Here is a 23,771-nt window from a genome sequence, read left to right as displayed (position 1 = left end):
GCCCTCAGGCCGTCAGCATTTCCTTCGCATGCTTGCGCGTGGTCGCGGTGATCTCGATGCCGCCCAGCATCCGCGCGACTTCTTCGATGCGGCTCGACTTGTCGAGCGGCGTGACGCTGCTGGTCGTGCCGCCCTCGCCGTTCCCGCCCTTCGCCACCTGAAAGTGATGATCGCCGCGCGCCGCGACCTGCGGCAAATGCGTGACGCACAGCACCTGGCGGTCGCGTCCGAGTTGATGCAGCAATCGTCCGACCACTTCCGCGACGCCACCGCCAATGCCCGTATCCACTTCGTCGAAGATCAGTGTCGGGGTGGGACTGGCCGTGCTGGCGATCACGGCGAGCGCGAGGCTGATCCGGGCCAGTTCGCCGCCCGACGCGACTTTCGCGAGCGGCCGCAACGGTACGCCTGCGTGGCCCGCGACGCGAAACTCGATCTGTTCCATGCCATGCGCGCCACCTTCCGGTAGCGTCACAAGCGCCGCTTCGAAGCTGCCGCCGGCCATCGACAGTTCCTGCATGCCGGTCGTGACTGCCGAGCCGAGCGCTTTGGCTGCCTTCGTGCGCGACTTCGACAGTACCTTTGCTTCGGCGAGATACGCTTCTTTTGCTTTGGCTTCGGCGGCGCGGAGGCTGTCGAGATCCGCAGCGGCATCGAGTGCGGCGAGTTGCGCCCGACGGGTTTCGTGTTCTTCGGGCAGGGTTTCCGGCTGAAGACGGAACTTGCGCGCCATCGAATGCAATGCTTCGAGGCGCTTTTCGACCTGGGCGAGCCGGTCGGGATCGAGCTCGAGCCGCTGCGCGTAATGCGAGAGCGAGTACGACGCTTCCTGCAACTGGATTTCGGCGGGCTCGAGCGCGGCGAGCGCATCGTTCAACGCAGGATCGATTTCGGCAAGATCGCGCACCTTCGAGATGATCGAGCCGAGATGCGTGATCATCGCCTCGTCGGATTCGGACAATGCGCCGAGCGCGGCCTCTACGCCCTCGATCAGGTTCGCCGAGTGCGAGAGCCGGCGATGCTCGGTGTTGACCTCTTCCCATTCGCCGGATTGCGGCGCGAGCTTGTCAAGTTCGGCGAGCTGCCAGGCAAGACGCTCGCGTTCGAGTTGCAGTTCGCGATCGCGTGTCTGGGCTGTTTCCACCGCTTGCGCTGCTTCGCGCCAGCTGCGCCAGGCGCGCGTGACTTTGGCCGCCGTGTCGAGTAGCCCGGCATGCGTGTCGAACAGTTCGCGCTGCGCGTCCGGTCGCATCAGTAACTGGTGCGCGTGCTGCCCGTGAATATCGACGAGCATTTCGCCGACTTCGCGCAGTTGCGCGAGCGTGGCCGCCGTGCCGTTGATGAACGCACGCGAGCGGCCGTTCGCATCGACCACCCGGCGCAGCATGACCGTACTGCCGTGCGCGTCTTCGGCATCGGCGCCGAGCGCCTGCTCGTCGAGCCAGCGTTCGACCTGCGCGTGGGTCGCGAACTCGGCGGTGATGTCGGCGCGTGACTCGCCCGTGCGCACGACGCTCGCATCCGCTCGCGCGCCGAGCGCCAGCGCGAGCGCATCGATCAGGATCGACTTGCCTGCACCTGTTTCACCGGAGAAAACCGTAAAGCCGCTGTCGAATTCAAGATCGAGCGCGGCGACGATCACGAAGTCGCGTATCGAGAGATGGCAAAGCATGGAGTATGGTCTGGTTAGCTGTTTTAGCGGCGAATTCGAAGCGGGCGGCGCGGTTGGGTTGTTGCGCTATTGCGTTCCTGCGCGGTCGCGCATGTCGGTCATCTGGTCATTCGATCGTTCGGTGGCCGGTTCAGGTCTGCGGATCGTCCGCGAGCGACGGGTGTTCGTTCCAGTGGAGCTTTTTGCGCAGCGTCGCGTAATAGCTGTAGCCGACCGGATGCAGGAACGGCACGGTATGGCGCGAACGACGCACATCGATGGTGTCGTTCAGTTCCAGCGCCGTGAACGACTGCATGTCGAAGTTCACGTTCACGTCACGCCCCGAAATGATCTGAATGCTGACCGCTGAATCGTCCGGAATCACGATCGGGCGGTTCGACAGTGCGTGCGGCGCAATCGGCACGAGTACGAGCCCTTGCAGTTCCGGATGCAGGATCGGCCCAGACGACGACAGCGCGTACGCCGTCGAGCCAGTCGGGGTGGCGACGATCAGCCCGTCCGAGCGCTGGTTGTACATGAAGCGCCCGTCGACATAGACGCGCAGTTCCACCATGCCCGAGAAACCGCTCCGGTTGACCACCACGTCGTTGAATGCCAGCGCGTGATAGATCGCCTCGCCGTCACGCATAATGCGGGCCTCGAGCAGCGTTCGTTCTTCGCGCTCGAAAGTGCCCGCGAGCATCTGCGGGACGATTTCCTGCATGTCCGAAATCGGGATGTCCGTGATGAAGCCCAGCCGGCCATGATTGATACCGATCAGCGGCGTGCGATAGGGCGCCAGCTGACGTCCCATGCCGAGCATCGTGCCGTCGCCGCCCAACACCACCGCGACGTCGGCGCGGGCGCCAATCTCGGCGGGACGCAACGCCGGATAGTCGGTCACGCCGATTTCGTGGGCCGTCTCCGCTTCGAACACGACATCGAAGCCGCGCTTTGCAATGCACGAGGCGAGCGCCGTCAGCGGCTCACCGATGCCTGGCGTGTTGCTGCGCCCGACTAGCGCGACGGTCTTGAACTGGCTGGTTACTTGCATGCCGGCATTACACCATAGCTGTGCGTCGAAAAGAACCTTTCCCATTGTGGCCGAAGCGGAGCGGCACGAGGTGCCGCTCCAGGCGCCACCTGCCGGGGCGTCGCGCGGTGAAGGGACCCGCCGCGCGGTATGCGCGGGTTTGTCGTTAGAATGGTGAACCAGTGTTGACAAGCCGACCGGCGGAGTGTCGCTGCGACATCGTACTTCGCGAGGCACAGGTTGCCGCGCGAACCTGTAAATGTCGCGAAACGTTCCGTAATCGCTCCCTGTAGTGCCGCCGTTGAGCTAAAATTTTCCGTCATGCTAGATCCTCGCGCACAAACCCTCCTTAAAACGCTGATCGAGCGCTATATCGCCGAAGGTCAGCCGGTCGGCTCGCGCACGCTTTCCCGCTACTCGGGCCTCGAACTGAGTCCTGCGACCATCCGCAACGTGATGTCGGACCTCGAGGATCTCGGCCTCGTGATCAGCCCGCATACCTCTGCGGGACGCATTCCGACGCCGCGCGGCTACCGCCTTTTCGTCGACACGATGCTCACCGTCGAGTCCGCCGCCGACGAGGAAGCCGTCATGCGCACGGTCAAAACCACGCTTCAGGGCGGCGAGCCGCAAAAGATCGTCGCGGCAGCGGCGAGCGTACTGTCCAGCCTGTCGCAATTCGCGGGTGTCGTGCTTACGCCGCGGCGCAGCCACGTGTTCAAGCAGATCGAATTCATGCGCCTGTCCGACAAGCGCATCCTGCTTATCATCGTAACGCCCGAAGGCGACGTGCAAAACCGCATGATGGCGACGCAGCGCGACTTCTCGCCGTCGCAACTGGTGGAAGCCTCCAATTACATCAACGCGCATTTCGCGGGCCTTTCGTTTGACGAAGTGCGTCGCCGCCTGCGCGACGAAATCGACGAACTGCGCGGCGACATGACAACGTTGATGCACGCAGCCGTCACCGCCAGCACCGACGACACCGACCCCGGCGAGACGGTGCTGATTTCGGGTGAGCGCAATCTGCTCGAGGTCGCCGACCTTTCGTCGGACATGGCGCGGCTGCGCAAGCTTTTCGATGTGTTTGACCAGAAGACCAGCCTCCTTCAGTTGCTCGACGTGTCGAGTCACGCACAAGGCGTGCAGATTTTCATCGGCGGTGAATCGAATCTCGTGCCGATCGAAGAAATGAGCGTCGTGACAGCGCCGTACGAAGTGAACGGCAAGATCGTCGGCACGCTCGGCGTGATCGGGCCGACGCGCATGGCCTACAACCGTGTGATTCCGATCGTCGACATCACCGCACGGCTGCTTTCGATGAGCCTCAGCCAGCAATAGCACAGGGCTCACACCGCTCGTCGCGCATCTCTTGAGACAGATGATGCGCGATGGCGCGCGCTGCGCCAATAGGCCGAATGGCCAGCTATCGGCGGAAAACCGCGCCGCTATAATGGGCTTCACCTGAACCGTTTCCCTGCAGCACGCCACCAGGCCAACTGACTATGCGTTTCGATCTCGAGCGGCCTTCGCAGTCCGCTACGTCACATCGTGTCGCGGTGTTGCTGATCAATCTCGGCACACCGGATGCACCGACGCCTCGCGCCGTGCGCCGCTATCTCGCGCAGTTTCTGTCCGATCCCCGCGTGGTCGAGATTCCGGCTGTGGTCTGGCAGGTGGTTCTGCGTCTGCTGATCCTGCCGTTTCGCGGGCGCGCGTCGGCCAGGAAATACGCGGCCGTGTGGATGCCGGAAGGCTCGCCACTGCGTGTGCATACGGAAAAGCAGGTGGAAGCGCTGCGGCATCTGCTGCATCTGAACGACTATCAGGTGATCGTCGATTATGCGATGCGTTATGGCACGCCGGGCATTCCCGCGATGCTGAACCAGCTGAAACTGTCGGGCGCGGAGCGCGTGCTGCTGGTGCCGATGTATCCGCAGTATTCGTCGTCCACGACAGCCACCGCATTCGACGAGGCCTTCGTCGCCCTTCGGCGCATGCGCAACCAGCCGGAAATCCGCACGGTGCGTCACTATTGCGATCATCCTGCGTACATCGTTGCGCTGGCCGCGCAGGTGCGCCATTACTGGCAGACGCACGGCCATCCGGACTTTGCGAACGGCGACAAGCTCGTACTCAGTTTTCACGGCGTGCCGAAACGCACGCTCGATCTGGGTGATCCGTATCACGAGCAATGCCAGCAGACGGGCGCGCTGCTGATGAACGCGTTGCATCTGTCGCCGGTGGAATGCCGGATTACGTTCCAGTCGCGTTTCGGGCGTGCTGAATGGCTGCAGCCCTACACGGCACCGACATTGAAAGAGCTCGGTCTCGCGGGCGTGCGCCGCGCGGACGTGTTCTGTCCAGGTTTCACCGCCGATTGTCTGGAGACGATCGAGGAAATTGGCCTTGAGGTGCGTGACGAGTTTCTGCACGCGGGCGGCAAGGAATTTCACCGCATCCCTTGCGTCAACGCGTCTTCAGCATGGATCGCGGCGCTGGGCGAGATCGTCGCGCAGCATCTGCAGGGCTGGCCGGTGATCCAGCCGGCGCCTGTGCAGGGAACGGCGGTTGCGCAGGCGTAAAGGGTTGAGAAGGGTTGAGAAGGGTTGAGAAGGGCTGAGAAGGGTTGACACAGGGCGGGGCGTCCCGTCAGGACGGAAGCTTCAATGAACTACAGGATTGACACTGAACCGGGCGCGCGTCTGCGCATCGACAAATGGCTCTGGGCCGCGCGCTTCTTCAAGACGCGCTCGCTGGCGGCGGACGCTGTCGAGAAAGGGCGCGTGCGGATCGGCGGCGCGACGGTGAAACCGTCGAAGGATGTGCGCGTGGGCGACCCGGTCGAAATCCAGATCGAACAGGTTTTATGGCAGGTGGAGGTGCTGGGAATCTGCGACGTGCGGGGTCCGGCAACCATTGCGCAGACGCTCTACGCAGAAACATCCGAAGGCAGGGAAAAGCGATTGCTGGAACAGGAGCGACGCAAGACGTATCGCGAGCCGGCCGCGGCCATGCAAGGACGGCCGACCAAGCGTGACCGGCGCGTTATCGACAAACTTTCAGGTGGGAATTGAACAGGTTTTCCATCGTCTGATGCACACCACCGTATTCGGTCGTGCTTTCGTTGACGGCCCCGGACATACAGATGGTCGTGGTACCCGCGATAAGTACCAGAGCGACCACCGAGATTGCGAAGGTCAGTTTCACGGTACTCCCCTCATAGATGCGGGATTGAAACGGCGATCTGGCTGGGTGGTAAAGCAGTTAAGGCAATGGGTTGCAGCGAAGCTTACACCTGTTAGGGTAAACGTGTCTTTTCGAACGTCTAAGTGGAGTTTAGGACAGTCGCGCATCGGGCTCAATCTCAATCTGATGACGGCCGCGTGATTGTTGTAACGGCCAGTTTCACCGCACGATCCCGGTGCGAATTCGGGCCCTCGCGGCCTTGAAAACGCCAACTCGGGCCCCATCTGCACCGTCGATAAGCGGCGGCTTGTCGTGTTTATGCAACGCCTGTTTGGGCGAGCATGAAATGTAGACGCCGCGATGCCATTTATTTTTTAACCGACTTTCAGCGACATGGAAAACACGCAAGAGAATCCGATCAGCCAGAATCCCACGCCTGCTGACGAAACGGGTCGCACGGCTGCTGATGCTGCTGCTTCGACCCTGCAGCAGGAAAGCCCGGCGCAAGCTGCGCCCGCGGATGCCGCACTGGCCGAAGCGCAGGCAAAGATCGTCGAACTGCAGGAAAGCTTCCTGCGCGCGAAGGCCGAGACGGAAAACGTGCGTCGCCGCGGGCAGGACGATGTCGCCAAGGCGCACAAGTTCGCGATCGAAAGCTTCGCTGAACATCTGCTGCCGGTGCTCGATAGCCTCGAAGCAGCGCTCGCCGACAACTCAGCCGATCTCACGAAGGTGCGCGAAGGTGTCGAGCTCACGCTGCGTCAGTTGACCGGCGCACTGGAAAAGGGTCGCGTCGTCGCTCTGAATCCGGTCGGCGAGAAGTTTGATCCGCATCGTCACCAGGCCATTTCGGTGGTGCCGGCCGATCAGGAAGCGAACACCGTCGTCGCCGTGCTGCAAAAGGGTTATGTGATCGCCGACCGCGTGCTGCGTCCGGCGCTCGTGACCGTCGCGGCGCCGGACGCGGCGTCGAAGTAAGCGGCCGCGATCCGTTGTCAGGCCGCGCGCGAAGCGTAACTGTCATGGCCGGTATCCCCCTCGAAGCCACCGCGTTCGCTGTCTTCGACATACAGGAACTGGGCGCCGATACGCGTTCGACGCCGGCCTTGCATCAGCTGACGACGAACTGGCGGTCGTCTTCTTCCGGGGTTTCGGGTGCTTTTAACTGCGAAATCGCGAAGAAGGCGATGCTGGCGCTACCGGACGCCATCCGTGCGCTCGGGCTCAAGTGGTTTCACAGCAGCGTCTACGCGCACCGCGAACCGGGCCGCCGCTGCATGACGTGCCGACGTGGTTTTTCTTCCATCGTGGCAAGCGTCCGGCCGGGCGACCGGCTGGCATGGCCCTTGGGCAGTTCGAGGCGGCCGTCGCGGCGGCGCGTGAGAAAATCCGGGCCGCCGGAAAGGAAAGCGATGCAGGCGTGTCGGAAATTCGCACCGCGGGCGCAGGCGATTGAGAAAAATTAATGACCGCATTGCATTCAGGGTCTTGAAAACGATGCGGATGCACTCATTTTGAGTGCAGGTATGAATTGAAGGCGAAATGCGCCGCCAGCCTTGAGGGCACAGCGCGTTTTTCGCAGCGATCAAAGTTCAGGAGATCAGGAAAAATGGGCAAAATCATCGGTATTGACCTCGGCACCACGAACTCGTGCGTGGCGATCATGGAAGGCAATTCGGTCAAAGTGATCGAAAACTCGGAAGGCGCGCGCACCACGCCGTCGATCATCGCTTACATGGAAGACGGCGAAATTCTCGTCGGCGCGCCGGCCAAGCGTCAGTCGGTCACGAACCCGAAGAACACGCTGTACGCGGTCAAGCGCCTGATCGGCCGCCGCTTCGAAGAAAAGGAAGTGCAGAAAGACATCGGCCTGATGCCGTACAAGATCATGAAGGCCGATAACGGCGACGCATGGGTCGAAGTGCGCGATCAGAAGCTGGCTCCGCCGCAAATCTCGGCGGAAGTGCTGCGCAAGATGAAGAAGACCGCTGAAGACTACCTCGGCGAGCCGGTCACCGAAGCTGTGATTACGGTTCCCGCGTACTTCAACGACAGCCAGCGCCAGGCTACCAAAGATGCGGGCCGCATCGCCGGTCTGGAAGTGAAGCGGATCATCAACGAACCGACCGCGGCCGCGCTCGCGTTTGGCCTCGACAAGAACGAAAAGGGCGACCGCAAGATCGCCGTGTATGACCTCGGCGGCGGTACGTTCGACGTGTCGATCATCGAAATCGCGGATGTGGACGGCGAAAAGCAGTTCGAAGTGCTGTCGACGAACGGCGATACGTTCCTCGGCGGGGAAGACTTCGACCAGCGCATCATCGATTACATCATCGGCGAGTTCAAGAAGGAGCAGGGCGTCGACCTGTCGAAAGACGTGCTCGCGCTGCAACGCCTGAAGGAATCGGCTGAAAAGGCGAAGATCGAACTGTCGTCGAGCGCTCAGACTGAAATCAACCTGCCGTACATCACGGCCGACGCGTCGGGTCCGAAGCACTTGAACCTGAAAATTACGCGTGCGAAGCTCGAAGCGCTGGTTGAAGAACTGATCGAACGCACGATCGAACCGTGCCGCACGGCCATCAAGGATGCGGGCGTGAAGGTCGGCGAAATCGACGACGTGATTCTCGTCGGCGGTATGACGCGTATGCCGAAGGTGCAGGAAAAGGTGAAGGAGTTCTTCGGCAAGGATCCGCGCCGTGACGTGAACCCGGACGAAGCCGTCGCCGTGGGCGCCGCGATTCAGGGCCAGGTGCTGTCGGGCGACCGTACGGACGTGCTGCTGCTCGACGTGACGCCGCTTTCGCTCGGCATCGAAACGCTCGGCGGCGTGATGACGAAGATGATCAACAAGAACACGACGATCCCGACCAAGCACGCACAGGTCTACTCGACGGCTGACGACAATCAGGGCGCCGTGACGATCAAGGTGTTCCAGGGCGAACGCGAAATGGCAGTGGGCAACAAGCTGCTGGGCGAGTTCAACCTCGAAGGCATTCCGCCGGCACCGCGCGGCGTGCCGCAGATCGAAGTGAGCTTCGACATCGACGCGAACGGCATTTTGCACGTCGGCGCGAAAGACAAGGCGACCGGCAAGGAAAACCGCATCACGATCAAGGCGAACTCCGGTCTGTCCGAAGCCGAAATCGAAAAGATGGTGAAGGATGCGGAAGCGAACGCCGAAGAAGATCACAAGCTGCGTGAACTGGCCGATGCCCGCAATCAGGGCGACGCACTGGTCCACAGCACGAAGAAGGCGCTGACCGAATACGGCGACAAGATCGAAGCCGCCGAGAAGGAAAAGATCGAAACCGCGTTGAAGGAACTCGAAGAGGCGCTGAAGAGCGGTTCGAGCGACAAGGCAGCGATCGAAGCGAAGATCGAAGCGGTGGCAACGTCGTCGCAGAAACTGGGCGAAAAGATGTACGCCGACATGCAGGCCGCCCAGCAAGGTGCGGCAGGCGCCTCCGGTGCAGCAGGCGCGGGTCAGTCGCAAGGCGGCGCGAGCCAGCCGGAAGACGACGTCGTCGACGCCGAGTTCAAGGAAGTGAAGAAAAACTAAGCCGGGTTGAACTTCGACCGCAAGGCTGCGCATCGGGAACGGCGCGCAGCCCGGCTGCAGAACGGTCTGTGCCTGGTTGGGCGCACGACCGCGAGTGAACGATGAGCGCGCCTGGCGAGCCCTTTTGGGCTCGCCGGGCACATTTGTTTTATGGAGGGCGCGGTGTTTGTTCGTTGCAACGGGCAAAAATCGCGGCCGGACGAGTCGCAAGACTCCAGCATTCATAAGGAGCCGCCGCGCCGGATTGCGCGGCTGGCGTTGAACCGAAATGGCGAAACGGGATTACTACGAGGTTCTGGGCGTCGCAAAGAACGCGAGCGACGACGAAATCAAGAAGGCTTATCGCAAGCTCGCGATGAAGCACCACCCCGACCGCAATCCGGGCAACAAGGATGCGGAAGAGCATTTCAAGGAGGTGAAAGAAGCCTATGAAATGCTCTCGGACTCGCAAAAGCGTGCGGCGTATGACCAGTACGGTCACGCAGGCGTCGATCCGAACATGGGCGGAGGTCAGCAGGGTTTTGGCGGTTTTGCCGATGCCTTTGGCGATATCTTCGGCGACATCTTCGGTCAGGCGGCCGGCGGTGCGGCACGTGGCGGTGGCCGTGCCGGCCCGCAGGTGTATCGTGGCGCCGATCTGCGCTACAGCATGGAAATCACGCTCGAGCAGGCCGCGCATGGCTACGACACGCAGATTCGTGTGCCGAGCTGGGTCTCGTGCGAGATCTGTCATGGTTCCGGCGCAAAGCCTGGCACCAAGCCGGAAACGTGCCCGACCTGTAACGGTTCGGGCGCAGTGCGCATGTCGCAGGGTTTCTTTAGCATCCAGCAGACCTGCCCGAAGTGTCATGGCATCGGGACCTACATTCCTGAGCCTTGCACGCACTGCCACGGCGCAGGCAAGACCAAGGAAACCAAGACGCTGGAAGTGAAGATTCCGGCCGGTATCGACGACGGCATGCGTATCCGTTCGGCTGGCAACGGCGAGCCGGGCATCAACGGCGGTCCCTCGGGCGATCTGTACGTCGAGATCCACATCAAGCAGCACACGGTGTTCGAGCGCGACGGCGACGACCTCCATTGCCAGATGCCGATCCCGTTCACGACGGCGGCGCTCGGCGGCGAGATCGAAGTGCCGACGCTAGCGGGCCGCGCGAGCTTCACGGTGCCGGAAGGCACGCAGTCGGGCAAGACATTCCGTCTGCGTAGCAAGGGTATCAAGGGGCTGCGCTCGAGCATTGCGGGTGATCTTTACGTGCACGTGCAGGTGGAGACGCCGGTCAAGCTCACCGAAGGGCAGCGCGAGATTCTGCAACAGTTCGAGAAGTCGCTTGTCGAAGGCGGCGCGCGGCATAGTCCGCAAAGCAAGAGCTGGTTCGATCGGGTGAAGAGCTTCTTCGATTAATGGCAGGCTGAAGTTGGTGGTACCCATGGTGACTGACGAACGCGGCACCGTGTTCGCGTTACTCGACGACTGCGATTCGATTGCAGGACATCGGACGAGCCGTCTGTACACGGGTTTTATGCACGAGCGGGTGTGCGTCGATGCCGCCACGCTCGACACAGTGTGCGATGCTGTCACGGCTGATATGCGCGATGGTTTGCATGCCGTTGTACTCGGCAACTATGAATTCGGCCGGAATCTTGTTCTTGCGGATTGGCTCCGGTCGGAACGGACGCAGCGTGGCGATGCCACGCTGCGTTTTTTATTGTTCGAACGATGCGAAAAGCTGTCGCGCGATGAGGTCGATGCATGGCTCGCCGCGCGGGATGGCGGAGCGGGGCAGCCGTCGATCGCAGGCACAGGCGGCGTGCACGAAAGCGTCGACTATGCGGAATTCGAACAGGCCATCGCCGGCGTTCATGAAGCGCTTCGTGCCGGGGATTCGTATCAGGTCAACTACACTTACCGGCTCGGTTTCGACGTGTTCGGCGCGCCGCTCGCGCTGTATCGGCGGCTACGGGCGCGTCAGCGGGTGCGCTACGGTGCGCTGATCGCATTGTCCGACGATCGGTGGGTGCTGTCGTGTTCACCGGAGCTCTTTGTCGAGAAAGAAGGCCGGACGCTGCATGCGCGGCCGATGAAAGGCACGGCGCCGCGTTCCGCCGACGCCGAAGCCGATCGCCGTCTCGCCGAATTCCTCGCGAACGACCCGAAGAATCGTGCCGAAAACGTGATGATCGTCGATCTGCTGCGCAACGACCTGTCGCGGGTCGCGGAAACGGGGTCGGTGAAGGTGCCGGCACTCTTCTCCGTCGAGCCGTATGCGTCGGTGTGGCAGATGACATCGACGGTCGAAGCGCAACTGCGGGCGCACACGTCCTTCGCTGACATCATCCGCGCGCTGTTTCCGTGCGGCTCGATTACCGGTGCGCCGAAGCATCGCACGATGCAGCTGATCGACGCGCTCGAAAGCACGCCGCGCGGTCTTTATACCGGCGCGATCGGCTGGCTCGATGCGCCGCCCGCCATGGATGGAACGCGCGAGAAAGATGACGCGTGCGGCGACTTCTGTCTCTCGGTCGCGATTCGCACGTTGACGCTCGATGCGCCGGCGCCGGTTGCTACCGGTCTGCGGCGTGGCACGCTCGGCATCGGCGCGGGGATCGTCCTCGATAGCGTCGCTGCCGACGAATACGCGGAGTGTCGATTGAAAGCACGCTTTCTGACGGAAGCCGACCCCGGCTTCCAGCTGTTCGAGACCATGTACGCGACCCGCGAAAATGGCGTGCGTCATGTGGGTCGGCATATCGCGCGCATCAGTGCGAGTGCGACGTACCTCGGGTTTGGTTTCGATGAAGCAGCAGTGCGTGAACAGATCAGAGCGCAGTGCACGCAACTAACTGCAGAAACGCCACACCGCATGCGTCTTGCGGTCGACAAGTGCGGCTCAACGCATCTAACAGCCGCACCGCTGGCGCCACTACAGGGTGACGTGGTGGACGTGCTGTTTGCGCCGGATTACGGCTACGCCCCGACCGAGGCGGGTGATGTGCTGCTGCATCATAAAACCACGCGTCGCGCGGAATACGATCGGGCGTGGCATGAAGCCGAGTCGAAGGGCGCTTTCGACATGCTGTTTTTCAACGAACGCGGGGAATTGACGGAGGGCGGCCGGACGACTGTCTTCGTCAAACTGGATGGGCGGTGGTGGACGCCGCCGTTGTCATCGGGCGTGTTGCCGGGTGTGATGCGCAGCGTGCTGCTCGAAGACGCCGAGTTGCAGGCGGCCGAGCGTGTTCTGCTGCGTACAGAAGTAGAGGGGGCCGAGGCACTGATGCTCTGCAATGCGCTGCGCGGTGCGGTAGCGGCCAGGCTGGCCGGCTGAGCGACACGGAGCCCAAGGCTCGACCCGGCGCGGCAACCGGCCGTGCCGCGCTACCCGGCCCAGCACGGCATCAGGTTGAAGCCGTGGCGCGCAATGCTCAAGCGTGCCCGTGATGAAAGAGCCTCAATATCCACGCGGTGAACCGCGTATGCCGCGCCGGTTCTGGCACGTCATGCGGCACGGTTGAATGATCGCGAATGCCCGCGATGTCGATCAGGCAGAAGGGGCTCATGGTGGTCTCCGTCATCACGCAACAGCGTCGCCTTAATGTCGCGTTAACGACAGGACGAAGACGGAGGCCTGGAATTGCAACGCCCGAACCTTTCGCGGAGTAACGACCGCCGCCAACCGGATATTTCGCCGACCCGGCCCGCGTCGGCGCCACGCTCATCACACTCAGAACGTATGCTCGGGTCCTGGGAACGCCCCGTCCTTCACCGCCCGCACGTACGCTTCCACCGCAGCAAGAATCCCCGTCTGCCCCTGCATGAAATCCTTCACGAAGCGCGGACGTTTGCCAGGGAAAATGCCGAGCATGTCGTGCAGCACCAGCACCTGTCCGGAGCAGTCGAGACCCGCACCGATGCCGATCGTCGGAATCGTCAGCTGCTTGGTGACTTCAGAAGCGAGGAGCGTCGGCACCGCTTCGATCACGATCAGTTGCGCACCGGCGTCCTGCACCGCGCGCGAATCGCGCAGCAACTGGCTCGCGCCTGCTTCCGTCTTGCCTTGCACCTTGAAGCCGCCGAACGCATGCACCGACTGAGGCGTGAGTCCAACATGCGCGCACACCGGAATCGATCGCTCGACGAGAAAACGCACCGTCTCCGTCACCCATTCGCCGCCTTCGAGTTTCACCATCTGCGCGCCGGCGCGCATCAGCTTCACGGAACTCTCGAACGCATCCGCCGGCGTGCCGTAGGTGCCGAACGGCAGATCCGCGACGATCAGCGCCGACGGCTTCGCACGCGCGACGCATGCCGTGTGATACGCGATGTCATCGAGCGAAACGGGCAGCGTCGTTGAATGACCCTGAAGCACATTGCCCAGAGAATCGCCGATCAGCAGCACATCGACACCCGCGCGATCGAGCAGCGAAGCGAAGCTCGCGTCGTAACAGGTGAGCATCGCGATTTTTTCGCCCGCTTCGCGCATTGCCTGCAGTTTCGGCACGGTAACGGCGTTCCGGCTCGTTTCCTGCAAATAGGTCATGACAGTCCGTGGAGATAAAGAGAGACGCCGCTTACAGCGACGTGCCTTTGACAAAGAATTCCTTGCGACCACGCATCGATTCCATGCGTTCGATCAGGAGTGCAAGGTCCGCGTCCGATTCAAGCGGATTCAGATGTTCGGCGTTCACCGTGAGCACGGGCGCACCGTCGTAGTGATAGAAAAACTCGTTGTATGCGTCGCAGAGCGCGCGCAGATACGCATCGGAAATCTGCAGCTCCATCGGCAGCGCACGTTTCTGGATGCGCGAAAACAGCACTTCCGGGCTCGCCTGCAGATACACGACGAAATCCGGCGCTGGTCCCGACACGTCGACCCGTGCAGCCAGCGCACGATACAACTGCCATTCGTCATCCGGCAGTGTGAGGCGCGCGAACACGTCGTTCTTCTGCGTCATGAAATCAGCGACGAGCGGCGTGCCCGTCGACCAGGTCGCCGCGATGTCGCGCACCTGCTGTGCCCGTTGTAACGCAAAGTGAAGCTGTGTCTGCAACGCAAAGCGTGACGTGTCGCGATAAAAGCGTTCGAGAAACGGATTCTCGTGCGGCCGCTCGTAGATCGCGTGCATTGACCAGCGTTCCGCGAGCCGTTGCACAAGTGACGTCTTGCCGACGCCAATCGGACCTTCGATCGCGAGATAGCGGAAGGGCGCTCGCAGGTCAGGCGCGACGACGGTGAGCGGCGTTGAATTCATCGACAGCTGCCTCCGGACGATTCGGCTTTCTTGCCCGTCAGCGCGCCGAGTACCGGACACTGACAGGGCGATTTGATCTTTTCGATGCGCTGTGAAGCGACGGCGCCGAGCAGTCCATCGGCACGGCCGTGCTGCGGGATGACCAGCGTCGCGTCGATTTCGACGAGCGGCACGAGCGCGAATGCGCGCTCAGTGAGACGCGGATGCGGCACGATCAGGTCCGGCTCTTCTATACAGTGGTCGCCGAAAAGCAGGATGTCGAGATCGAGCGTACGCGGTGCGTTACGAAAGGGACGCTCCCGGCCGAAGTGATGCTCGATCGTGTGGCACAGCGCGAGCAGATGGCGCACGGACAGCGTCGTGTCGATCTTCACGACGCAGTTGAAATAGTCGTCGCCGCCCGCGTCGATCGGGGCAGTGCGATACATGCTCGACTTGGCGAGCACGGCAATGGTGTGCTGTTGTGCGAGACACACAACAGCGTCTTTCAGGGTCTGGCGCGCGTCCCCGAGATTCGCGCCGAGGCCGAGATAGGCAACCGTCATGGCATCACTTCCTGCGACTTACGTTCGACGGCATGTGCCGGAACCGGTCAGTCTTCGTGAGAGCCGTTAGGGCTCACATCGCTGGCTTCGCGCGTTCCTGCGGTCGTGCCGCCCTCCATTCCTTCGCCCGGTTTGCGGCTTCTGGCGCCACTGCTGCGCCGCCGTCGTTTTCTGGGCGTCCGGTCCTTCCCGCCTTGCGAGAGCAATGCTTCGCGCGCGGCGATGTCTCCTTCGATGAACTCTGCCCACCACTGACCGACCGACTCATCGAGTTCGCCCGATTCGCAGCGCAACAGGAGGAAATCATACCCTGCTCTAAATCTTTGGTGTTCCAGCAGCTTCAGCGCGCCTCGACCCGAGCGTTTTTCGAGGCGCAACTGCAGACCCCAGATCTCGCGCATGTCCGACGAGAAGCGCTTGTGGATCGCGAGTTTCTCGGTCTGCATGTCGAGCACGTCGTCCATCGCGCGATGCAGCGCGGGCACTGGATGCTCACCGTTCGCTTCGTATTGCTGCCAGCGCTGCTGCATGTCGTGCCATAGCAGTGTTGCGAACAGGAAGCCCGGTGAAACCGGCTTGCCGGCGCGCACACGATCGTCCGTGTTGGTGAGCGCGAGCGTGATGAATTTTTCGCCCTGCGGCTGTTCGAGCACGACATCCAGCAGCGGCAGCAGGCCGTGATGCAGACCTTCCTTGCGCAGACGGGTCAGACACGCAAGCGCGTGACCCGATAGCAGCAGCTTCAGCATTTCGTCGAAGAGACGGGCTGCCGGCACGTTGTTGATCAGGTCAGCCATTTCGACGATTGGCGCACGCGTGCTGTCTTCGATCTCGAAGCCGAGCTTCGCCGCAAAGCGCACGACGCGCAGCATCCGCACCGGATCTTCGCGATAGCGCGTGGCCGGATCGCCGATCATGCGCAACAGGCGTGCGCGCATGTCGGCCATACCGTTGTGATAGTCGAGCACCGTCTGCGTAGCCGGGTCGTAGTACATCGCGTTGATCGTGAAATCGCGGCGCGTGGCGTCTTCGTGCTGCTCGCCCCAGACGTTGTCGCGCAGCACGCGGCCGCTTGCGTCGACCGCGTGCGTACGGCGGTCGAGTTCGTCGCGCTTCAGGCGACGCGGCGGCGCGGCGTCGGCGGCCGGCGGATCGACCAGCGCCCGGAACGTCGACGTTTCGATGATTTCCTGGCCGAACTGCACGTGCACGATCTGGAAGCGCCGGCCGATGATGCGCGCGCGGCGGAACAGCTTTTGCACCTGATCCGGTGTGGCGTCGGTCGCGACGTCGAAGTCTTTCGGCGCAATGCCGAGCAGCAGATCGCGCACGGCGCCGCCGACGATAAACGCGCGATGCCCCGCCTGCTGCAGCCCTTCGGTGACACGGATCGCGTTCTTCGAGATCAGCGACGGATCGATGCCGTGGATATCGGACGAGATGATGACGGGTACGTCCGGGTCGGGCACGCCTTTGACAGCAGCGCTACGCGCGGGCTTGCGGCGCGTTTTGGCCGGCGAACCCGAGGCAGCGGCGCGGCCAGCGCGTGTGCCGGTGGATTCGTCTGCGGCGGGAGACGGCGCGGCATCGGCGGCATCGTCAGTGGGTGCCGGATTCTGTCCGAACAGCTTGCGAATGAATTTTTTGATCACGTGGGTTGAAAGAGTTCGAGGATGCGCCAGCCTTTGGCCTGCGCGTGGGCGCGCAAGGTGTCGTCGGGATTGGTCGCGATCGGGTCGGTGACTTTTTCGAGCAGCGGGATATCGTTGTGCGAATCGCTGTAGAAATAGCTGCGCTCAAAATCCGACCATGTCTTGCCGAGCGAAGCGAGCCACGCTTCGGTACGGACAATCTTGCCTTCTTTATAGCTCGGCGTGCCAGTCGGCCGTCCGGTGTAGTCCGAATGCGGATGGCCGTCGACGGTTTCCGCTTCGCACGCGATCAGCTTGTCGACGCCGAACACTTCGGCGATCGGCCCGGTGATGAATTCGTTCGTCGCGGTGACCATGCAGCAGAGGTCGCCGGCGTCGCGGTGCACGCGCACGAGTTCGAGCGCGGCCGGCACGATCGCGGGCTTGATCACTTCGTGCATGTACTTCTGGTGGAATTCGGCGAGTTGCGCGCGCGAGTACTTCGCCAGCGGCGTCAGCATCGCGATCAGATACGCGTGAATGTCGAGCCGGCCGGCCTTGTAGTCGGCAAAAAAGCGGTCGTTCTCACGCGCGAAGTTTTCGGCATCAACCATGCCGTGCTTCACCATGAAGCGCCCCCATTCGTGGTCGCTGTCCGTGGGAATGAGCGTGTGATCGAGGTCGAAGAGTGCGAGGTTAGTCATGGGGGCCCATTTTACTTGAAGCGGGTGACGACGTAGCCGTTCGAGGGTCCGCGCCGCCATCGGGCGACGCGAGCATCGTGCGCAGCAGCGGCAACGTCACCGCGCGTTTCTGTTCCAGCGAGAAGCGGTCGAGCGCGTCGAGCAGCGCCATCAGGCTCGGCATGTCGCGACGAAAGTGCGTGAGCAGGTAGGCGGGGACGTCGTCGGCCAGCGCGATGCCGCGTTCGCGCGCGGCGTGCTTCAGCACGGCCGCCTTGCCTTCGTCGGGCAGTGGCGCAAGGTGGAATACCAGCCCCCAGCCGAGCCGCGTGCGCAGGTCCTCGCGCACCGTGAGGCCCATCGGCGCGGCGTTGCCGGTCGCGACCAGCGCGCTCGTCGGGTGCGCGCGCACTTCGTTGAAGAGATTGAAGAGCGCGATCTGCTGCGCGCCGGACAGGCCGTCGCAGTCGTCGATTGCGTAGAGCGCGACCTTCGGGTCGAACGCGAACGCGGCGAGGCCGCTCTGCGGACTCGCGAAGCGCGCGTGTCCCGGCTGCGCGTTCTCGACGAGCGCTTTCAGCAGATGGCTACGCCCGCTGCCGGTTTCGCCCCAGATATAGAACGTGCGGTCGGCGACCGGGCCGATGGCGAGCGCGCCCTCAAGCTCACGCAGACGCGTGACCAGCTCGGCGTTGGTGCCGGCGAAGAAATTGTCGAATGTCGATGGCGGTGGGGTACCGAGATCGAGCGTCAGTTGACGAAGCACAATAAAAGCCGGAGTCAGTTACTTGTAAAGCGCGCTGGCCAGATAGCCGGCGCGCATTTCGCGCAGCGCGACCGACAGCATCGCACTGACAGGCAGTGCAAGCAGCACGCCGAAAAATCCAAACAGCTGGCCGAACGCGAGCAGTGCGAAGATCACTGCGAGCGGGTGCATGCCGATGCGCTCGCCGACGAGCCGCGGCGTCAGAAAAAAGCTTTCGAGAATCTGCCCGAAGCCGTACGCGACGGCCACCGCGCCGAAGCCGTACCAGTCGCCGAACTGCAGCGTAGCGGCGACGAGCGCGAGAATCAGGCCGGTCGCAAAGCCGATATACGGGATAAATACCGCGAGACCGGTGAAGATGCCGACAGGCAGCGCGATCTCGAATCCTGCGATGAACAGTGCGACCGCATAGTACACGGCCAGCACGCCCATCACGAGCAACTGGCCGCGCAGGTACTGCGAGAGCATGCGGTCCATGTCGGTGGCGAGCTGCATCGTCTTGTCGTACCAGCGGCGCGGGATAACGAGTTGCACGCGCGCGAGCATCGCGTTCCAGTCGTACAGCAGATAGAACAGCACGAGCGGCACCATCACGAGGTTGCCGATCACCGTGAACATCACGTTGCTGCTTGTGCGGATCGACGTCCAGGCGTAAACCGCGACCGTCTGCGCGCTGCCTTCGAGCTGGCCCATCACCAGGTCGCGGACGCTCGCGAAATCGAGCGTATCGGCGATGCCGAGGAGCGCGACTTTAGGTTGCAGCCAGTCATGCGCGTGAGAGAAAAAGCGCGGCACCTGCTGCTTCAGCTGCGGCCCTTCCTTCTGCACGACAATCAGCACGAGCAGCACGAGCGCCGTCATCAGCAGCACGAAGATCAGGATCATCAGCAGCGCGGCGAGGCTGCGCGGCACGCGCCGGCGTACAAGCCACGCGACGCCCGGCTGCAGGATGTATGCAAGGATCGCGCCGAGGAGGAACGGCGTGAGGACCGGACTCAACAGCCACAGCAGGATGCCCAGCCCGAGCGCAATGGCGACCCAGATAAAGGCCTGACGCTGATACGGCGTGAGAATCGGTGAATTTTGCTGCAAGGTGGGATTTCCAGGGATCGTCCGAACGGATGAATTCCAGCCAGACGGCCGGCATCGGGTAAAATCGCATTTTACCGACCTTCTCGCTCTTCCCCATGAATCAACCGAAATCCGCCCCTGACGCCCAAGGCCTGTCGTATCGCGACGCCGGCGTGGACATCGACGCGGGCGACGCCCTTGTCGACGCGATCAAGCCCTTTGCCAAAAAGACCTTGCGCGACGGCGTGCTGGGCGGCATCGGTGGTTTCGGTGCGTTGTTCGAAGTGCCGAAAAAGTATAAGGAGCCGGTGCTCGTTTCGGGCACGGACGGCGTCGGCACGAAGCTCAAGCTGGCCTTTCAGCTGAACAAACATGACACCGTCGGCCAGGATCTGGTCGCGATGAGCGTCAACGACATCCTGGTGCAGGGCGCCGAGCCGCTGTTCTTCCTCGATTACTTCGCGTGCGGCAAGCTGGACGTCGGTACCGCTTCGACGGTCGTGAAGGGCATTGCCCAGGGTTGCGAGCTGGCGGGCTGCGCCTTGATCGGCGGTGAAACGGCGGAAATGCCCGGCATGTATCCGGACGGCGAGTACGACCTGGCCGGTTTCGCGGTCGGTGCGGTCGAAAAGAGCAAGATCATCGACGGCAGCACGATCGCCCCGGGCGACGTGGTGCTAGGCCTGGCATCGAGCGGCATCCATTCGAACGGCTTCTCGCTGGTGCGCAAGATCATCGAGCGCGCGAACCCGGATCTGAACGCCGATTTCGACGGCCGTTCGCTCGCCGACGCGCTGATGGCGCCGACGCACATCTACGTAAAGCCGCTGCTCTCGCTGATGCAGACCATGGCCGTTAAGGGCATGGCGCACATCACGGGCGGTGGGCTGGTCGAGAACATTCCGCGCGTGCTGCGCGAAGGCCTCACGGCCGAGCTGGATCATCGCGCGTGGCCGCTGCCGCCGCTGTTTGGCTGGCTGCAGAAGCACGGCGGTGTGGCCGATGCGGAAATGCATCGCGTATTCAACTGCGGGATCGGGATGGCCGTGATCGTTTCGGCTGACGATGCCGAACAGGCGATCGGCCTGTTGTCGGCAGCAGGTGAGCAGGTATGGAAGATCGGCACCGTGCGTCAGAGCAAGGAAGGCGAGGCGCAGACCGTCGTGGTCTGAGTGCCCTGATCCTGATTTGCGCGCTATAAAGGAAGCCGTCTGATTTGCATCAGGCGGCTTTTTTATTGGGCGCGATGTGCGTTATTGCGAGGCCGGATGAACGAGCACGTTTTCGATGGCGCGAAGCGCCTGGTGGGTGGAGTCGGGTGCGCAGCAGTCGATCACCGTTCGCTCTGGCATCGCGCGTAACCAGGTCAACTGGCGTTTGCACAACTGGCGCGTCGCGAACACGCCCTTGTCGCGCATGGTGTCGTAGTCGGTCAGGCCATCGAGATACGCCCAGACCTGCCGGTAGCCGACGCATCGCATCGACGGCAATCCCGGATGCAGGTCGTCACGGGCGCGCAGACGCCGCACTTCATCGACTAAACCCGCCGCAAGCATCGCATCGAAGCGCTTCTCGATGCGCGCATGCAGCACGCTTCGATCCGAAGGTTCCAGCGCAATCGGCGTGAATCGCCATGGCCGTGCGGCTTCGTCGATGCGCGCTGGCGCTTCCAGCAGCGTCGACATCGGCTGACCCGACAGCAGGAACACTTCGAGCGCGCGCTGGATGCGCTGCGAGTCATTCGGTGCGAGCCGCGCCGCTGTCACCGGATCGACCGTCGCGAGCCGCGCGTGGAGCGCGGGCCAGCCGTCGCGGGCGGCATCGGCGTCGAGCGTCGCGCGCACGTCTGGATCGGCGGCGGGCAGATCGTTCAGGCCTTGCGTCAGTGCCTTGTAGTACAGCATCGTGCCGCCGACCAGCAATGGCACCCGTCCACGCGCGACGATTTCGCCGACGAGCCGCAACGTGTCCGCACGAAAATCCGCGGCCGAATAGGCGTCGGCAGGGTCGACGATGTCGATCAGATGATGCGGCGCCAGCGCGCGCTCTTCAGCGGTGGGTTTGGCCGTGCCGATATCCATCTCGCGATAGACGAGCGCCGAGTCGACGCTGATGATCTCGACCGGGTGCCGCGCGGCAAAAGCCAGCGCAGCGGCCGTCTTGCCGGACGCCGTCGGGCCGAGCAGGCAGGCGACCGGCGTGGCTTCCTGTGACGTCATGAGCGTGCGCATTGCGCGGGCAGGCAAGTGAGGAACTGCACGCTCATTGACCGCGCATGAAGAGGCGGTCGAGGTCGGACAGCGTCAGCTGATACCACGTCGGACGGCCGTGATTGCACTGATCCGCGCGTTCGGTTGCTTCCATCTGGCGCAGCAGCGCATTCATTTCATCGAGTGTGAGACGCCGGTTCGCGCGCACCGCGTGATGGCACGCTAGCGTGCCCAGCAGTTCGTGCTGACGCTCGGTCAGCACGCGCGAGCCGCCAAATGCGTGCAGATCGGCGAGCACCGCACGCGCCAGCGCCTGCAGATCGGCATCTTTCAGCAACGCGGGCACGGCGCGGATTGCGAGCGTGTTCGGTGACAGCACAGCGAGATCGAAGCCGAGCGCGTCGAGCGTCGCGCGCTCTTCCTCGACCGTGCCGATTTCGACGGGATCGGCCTGCATCGAGAGTGGAATGAGCAGTGGCTGCACCGCAATCGTCCGGTCGGACAACGCGTTCTTGAACTGCTCGTACAGGATGCGCTCGTGCGCGGCGTGCATATCGACGATCACAAGGCCGTGCGCGTTCTGCGCCAGCACGTAGATGCCGTGGATCTGGCCTAAAGCGAAGCCGAGTGGCTGCCCGTCGTTGCCGTCGAAGGCCGGTGCGAACCCCTGTGATCCAGTGGGCGCGAAGCCCGAAGGAAACGTGGAAGGCGCTCCCGCGAAGGCTGACATCCCATTGCCGTCGACGTCGCGTGCTTCGAGCGCCGTCGTTCCCGATGCGGTGCCGGCGCCTGTGTCCTTGCGTCCGAAGAGCGCGTCATACAGCGCGAGCGGTTGTGCAACCGGCAACGTGCCCTGCGTCATCCGCGCCTGACGCAGCCACATGTTGCCGGCGTCGCCTGAGAAGCCGCCACCCGGCGGCGTCGAGCCGAACGAAGCCGGATTCGGCGTTGGCATCAGCATCGGTGCGATGTGCGCGGCATGGCCGCCTGCTGTCGTCTCCGGCGAAGCGCCTGCATGTCGCGCCAGCGAACGCTGCACGGCGTGAAACACAAACTGGTGAATCGATCGCGAATCGCGGAACCGCACTTCGATCTTCGACGGATGCACATTGACGTCGACGGCTTCGGGCGGCAGATCCAGAAACAGCACGTACGACGGATAACGGTCACCGTGCAGCACGTCTTCATACGCGGCGCGCACAGCGTGCGTCAGCAGCTTGTCGCGCACGAAACGGCCGTTGACGAAGAAATACTGCTGATCCGCGCGGCCGCGGCTCGCGGTCGGCAGACCGGCGCAGCCATAAACGGCAAGCGCCCCAGCCGATTCGTCCAGCGGCAGATGCGCCGTCGCGAACGTTTCGCCGAGGATCTTCGAGACGCGCGTCGCCGGATCGGTCGCGTTCCAGTGCTCGACGGCACGGCCGTTATGCAGCACCGAGATCGCGACGTCCGGCCGCGCCAGCGCCGAGCGCCGGATCATCTCCAGGCAGTGGCCGAGTTCGGTCTGTTCGCTCTTCAGGAATTTGCGTCGCGCGGGTGTGTTGAAATACAGCTCGCGGACTTCGATCGTCGTGCCCCGCGTGCCGGCCGCAGGCGTCAATGCGCCAGTCTGCGCGTCGATGCGCACCGCATGCGGCGCGCTTTCTGTGCGGCTCGTGATGTGCATCTCCGCCACCGATGCAATCGACGCCAGCGCTTCGCCGCGAAACCCGAGCGTCGCGACCGCTTCGAGTTCGGCGAGCGAGCGGATCTTGCTCGTCGCGTGGCGCAGCAGCGCGAGCGGCAGTTCGTTTTCGGGGATGCCGCAGCCGTCGTCGGTGATTGCAATCCGTTTGACGCCGCCTTCGTCGAGCACGATGCGCAATGTTGTCGCACCGGCGTCGAGCGCGTTCTCCAGCAGTTCCTTCACCACGGAAGCCGGCCGCTCGACCACTTCGCCGGCGGCAATCTGGCTGATCAGCTGGTCGGGCAGTGGCTGGATCGCGCGCAACGGGCGCGGGGCGAAGGCGCCAGGAGACGCGGGCGCAACCGTGGAGGCCGCAGCAGGCGCCGCGGCTTCGACGGGGTTCTCGGAGAATTCGGACATGCCGAAATTATAGCGACTTGGCGCCGGCCGCCTGTTTCACCGCCCGAGTGTGGTCGCGCGCACTCAATTAATTTAGCCCGGCGGGCACTTT

20 protein-coding genes and 1 pseudogene are annotated in these 23,771 nt (G+C 63.0%); 9 read left to right on the top strand and 12 right to left on the bottom strand.

The window, feature by feature from the left end:
• Positions 1-4: 4 nt before the first annotated feature.
• Both recN and P3T21_RS07990 read right to left on the bottom strand, forming a co-directional pair.
• The gene (gene recN / locus P3T21_RS07995) at positions 5-1,672 is read right to left on the bottom strand and encodes a DNA repair protein RecN (protein ID WP_429255382.1); all 1,668 of its coding nucleotides are present in this window, start codon (positions 1,670-1,672) and stop codon (positions 5-7) included.
• A 130-nt stretch (positions 1,673-1,802) separates the two neighbouring features.
• On the bottom strand, positions 1,803-2,750 hold the full coding sequence (locus P3T21_RS07990; protein WP_429255381.1) for an NAD kinase: 948 nt from the start codon (positions 2,748-2,750) through the stop codon (positions 1,803-1,805).
• Positions 2,751-3,005: 255 nt separating this feature from the next.
• Here P3T21_RS07990 and hrcA point away from each other — a divergent pair, with 255 nt between their 5' ends.
• The 8 genes and pseudogenes from hrcA (at position 3,006) to pabB (ending at position 12,764) form a co-directional block, all read left to right on the top strand.
• Complete coding sequence (gene hrcA, locus P3T21_RS07985) at positions 3,006-4,025, top strand: heat-inducible transcriptional repressor HrcA (protein WP_429255380.1); 1,020 nt, start codon at positions 3,006-3,008, stop codon at positions 4,023-4,025.
• 164 nt (positions 4,026-4,189) lie between these two features.
• A complete protein-coding gene (gene hemH / locus P3T21_RS07980) occupies positions 4,190-5,269 on the top strand; it encodes a ferrochelatase (RefSeq protein ID WP_429255379.1) in 1,080 nt (359 codons plus the stop codon).
• Between the two features lie 84 nt (positions 5,270-5,353).
• Positions 5,354-5,761 (top strand): RNA-binding S4 domain-containing protein, encoded by a 408-nt coding sequence (locus P3T21_RS07975; RefSeq protein ID WP_429255378.1) that lies wholly within the window; start codon positions 5,354-5,356, stop codon positions 5,759-5,761.
• A gap of 505 nt (positions 5,762-6,266) precedes the next feature.
• A complete protein-coding gene (grpE, locus tag P3T21_RS07970) occupies positions 6,267-6,851 on the top strand; it encodes a nucleotide exchange factor GrpE (protein ID WP_429255377.1) in 585 nt (194 codons plus the stop codon).
• Positions 6,852-6,895: 44 nt separating this feature from the next.
• A pseudogene (locus P3T21_RS07965) lies at positions 6,896-7,329 on the top strand (thioredoxin family protein).
• 153 nt (positions 7,330-7,482) lie between these two features.
• Positions 7,483-9,435 carry a molecular chaperone DnaK gene (gene dnaK, locus P3T21_RS07960; RefSeq protein ID WP_429255376.1) on the top strand — a complete coding sequence of 651 codons (1,953 nt, stop codon included), beginning with the start codon at positions 7,483-7,485 and terminating at the stop codon, positions 9,433-9,435.
• Positions 9,436-9,703: 268 nt separating this feature from the next.
• Positions 9,704-10,840, top strand: coding sequence for a molecular chaperone DnaJ (gene dnaJ / locus P3T21_RS07955; protein ID WP_429255375.1), 1,137 nt, complete (start codon positions 9,704-9,706; stop codon positions 10,838-10,840).
• Positions 10,841-10,865: 25 nt separating this feature from the next.
• Positions 10,866-12,764: an aminodeoxychorismate synthase component I gene (pabB, locus tag P3T21_RS07950; protein WP_429255374.1), complete on the top strand. Its 1,899-nt coding sequence runs from the start codon at positions 10,866-10,868 to the stop codon at positions 12,762-12,764.
• A gap of 97 nt (positions 12,765-12,861) precedes the next feature.
• Here the strand turns inward: pabB and P3T21_RS07945 are convergent, their stop codons facing one another.
• From P3T21_RS07945 to P3T21_RS07910, 8 genes are all read right to left on the bottom strand, one after another.
• Complete coding sequence (locus P3T21_RS07945; protein ID WP_429255373.1) at positions 12,862-12,996, bottom strand: hypothetical protein; 135 nt, start codon at positions 12,994-12,996, stop codon at positions 12,862-12,864.
• A 164-nt stretch (positions 12,997-13,160) separates the two neighbouring features.
• The gene (gene panB / locus P3T21_RS07940; RefSeq protein WP_429255372.1) at positions 13,161-13,976 is read right to left on the bottom strand and encodes a 3-methyl-2-oxobutanoate hydroxymethyltransferase; all 816 of its coding nucleotides are present in this window, start codon (positions 13,974-13,976) and stop codon (positions 13,161-13,163) included.
• Between the two features lie 31 nt (positions 13,977-14,007).
• Positions 14,008-14,688 (bottom strand): deoxynucleoside kinase, encoded by a 681-nt coding sequence (locus P3T21_RS07935; protein ID WP_429255371.1) that lies wholly within the window; start codon positions 14,686-14,688, stop codon positions 14,008-14,010.
• Positions 14,685-15,233 carry a 2-amino-4-hydroxy-6-hydroxymethyldihydropteridine diphosphokinase gene (folK, locus tag P3T21_RS07930; protein WP_429255370.1) on the bottom strand — a complete coding sequence of 183 codons (549 nt, stop codon included), beginning with the start codon at positions 15,231-15,233 and terminating at the stop codon, positions 14,685-14,687. The genes P3T21_RS07935 and folK overlap by 4 nt, the downstream gene beginning before the upstream one ends.
• 47 nt (positions 15,234-15,280) lie before the next feature.
• Positions 15,281-16,885: a polynucleotide adenylyltransferase PcnB gene (gene pcnB / locus P3T21_RS07925; RefSeq protein ID WP_429255369.1), complete on the bottom strand. Its 1,605-nt coding sequence runs from the start codon at positions 16,883-16,885 to the stop codon at positions 15,281-15,283.
• Positions 16,882-17,568: an HAD family hydrolase gene (locus P3T21_RS07920; RefSeq protein WP_429255368.1), complete on the bottom strand. Its 687-nt coding sequence runs from the start codon at positions 17,566-17,568 to the stop codon at positions 16,882-16,884. The genes pcnB and P3T21_RS07920 overlap by 4 nt, the downstream gene beginning before the upstream one ends.
• On the bottom strand, positions 17,561-18,313 hold the full coding sequence (hda, locus tag P3T21_RS07915) for a DnaA regulatory inactivator Hda (protein ID WP_429255367.1): 753 nt from the start codon (positions 18,311-18,313) through the stop codon (positions 17,561-17,563). Before hda ends, P3T21_RS07920 begins: the two co-directional genes overlap by 8 nt.
• Before the next feature lie 18 nt (positions 18,314-18,331).
• Entirely contained in the window at positions 18,332-19,405 is a 1,074-nt protein-coding gene (locus tag P3T21_RS07910; protein ID WP_429255366.1) for an AI-2E family transporter, read from the bottom strand.
• 95 nt (positions 19,406-19,500) lie between these two features.
• Between P3T21_RS07910 and purM the strand changes: the two genes are divergently transcribed.
• Positions 19,501-20,556 (top strand): phosphoribosylformylglycinamidine cyclo-ligase, encoded by a 1,056-nt coding sequence (purM, locus tag P3T21_RS07905; RefSeq protein ID WP_429255365.1) that lies wholly within the window; start codon positions 19,501-19,503, stop codon positions 20,554-20,556.
• Between the two features lie 81 nt (positions 20,557-20,637).
• On the opposite strand, the gene miaA is transcribed toward purM, so the two are convergent.
• Together miaA and mutL are read right to left on the bottom strand one after the other, a co-directional pair.
• Positions 20,638-21,603 (bottom strand): tRNA (adenosine(37)-N6)-dimethylallyltransferase MiaA, encoded by a 966-nt coding sequence (gene miaA, locus P3T21_RS07900; RefSeq protein WP_429255364.1) that lies wholly within the window; start codon positions 21,601-21,603, stop codon positions 20,638-20,640.
• A 43-nt stretch (positions 21,604-21,646) separates the two neighbouring features.
• A complete protein-coding gene (mutL, locus tag P3T21_RS07895; protein ID WP_429255363.1) occupies positions 21,647-23,680 on the bottom strand; it encodes a DNA mismatch repair endonuclease MutL in 2,034 nt (677 codons plus the stop codon).
• Positions 23,681-23,771: the final 91 nt, after the last annotated feature.

The sequence above is a fragment of the Paraburkholderia sp. GAS334 genome (genome assembly GCF_050436625.1).
Lineage (GTDB): Bacteria > Pseudomonadota > Gammaproteobacteria > Burkholderiales > Burkholderiaceae > Paraburkholderia.
This window is presented reverse-complemented; position numbering and strand designations above follow the sequence as displayed.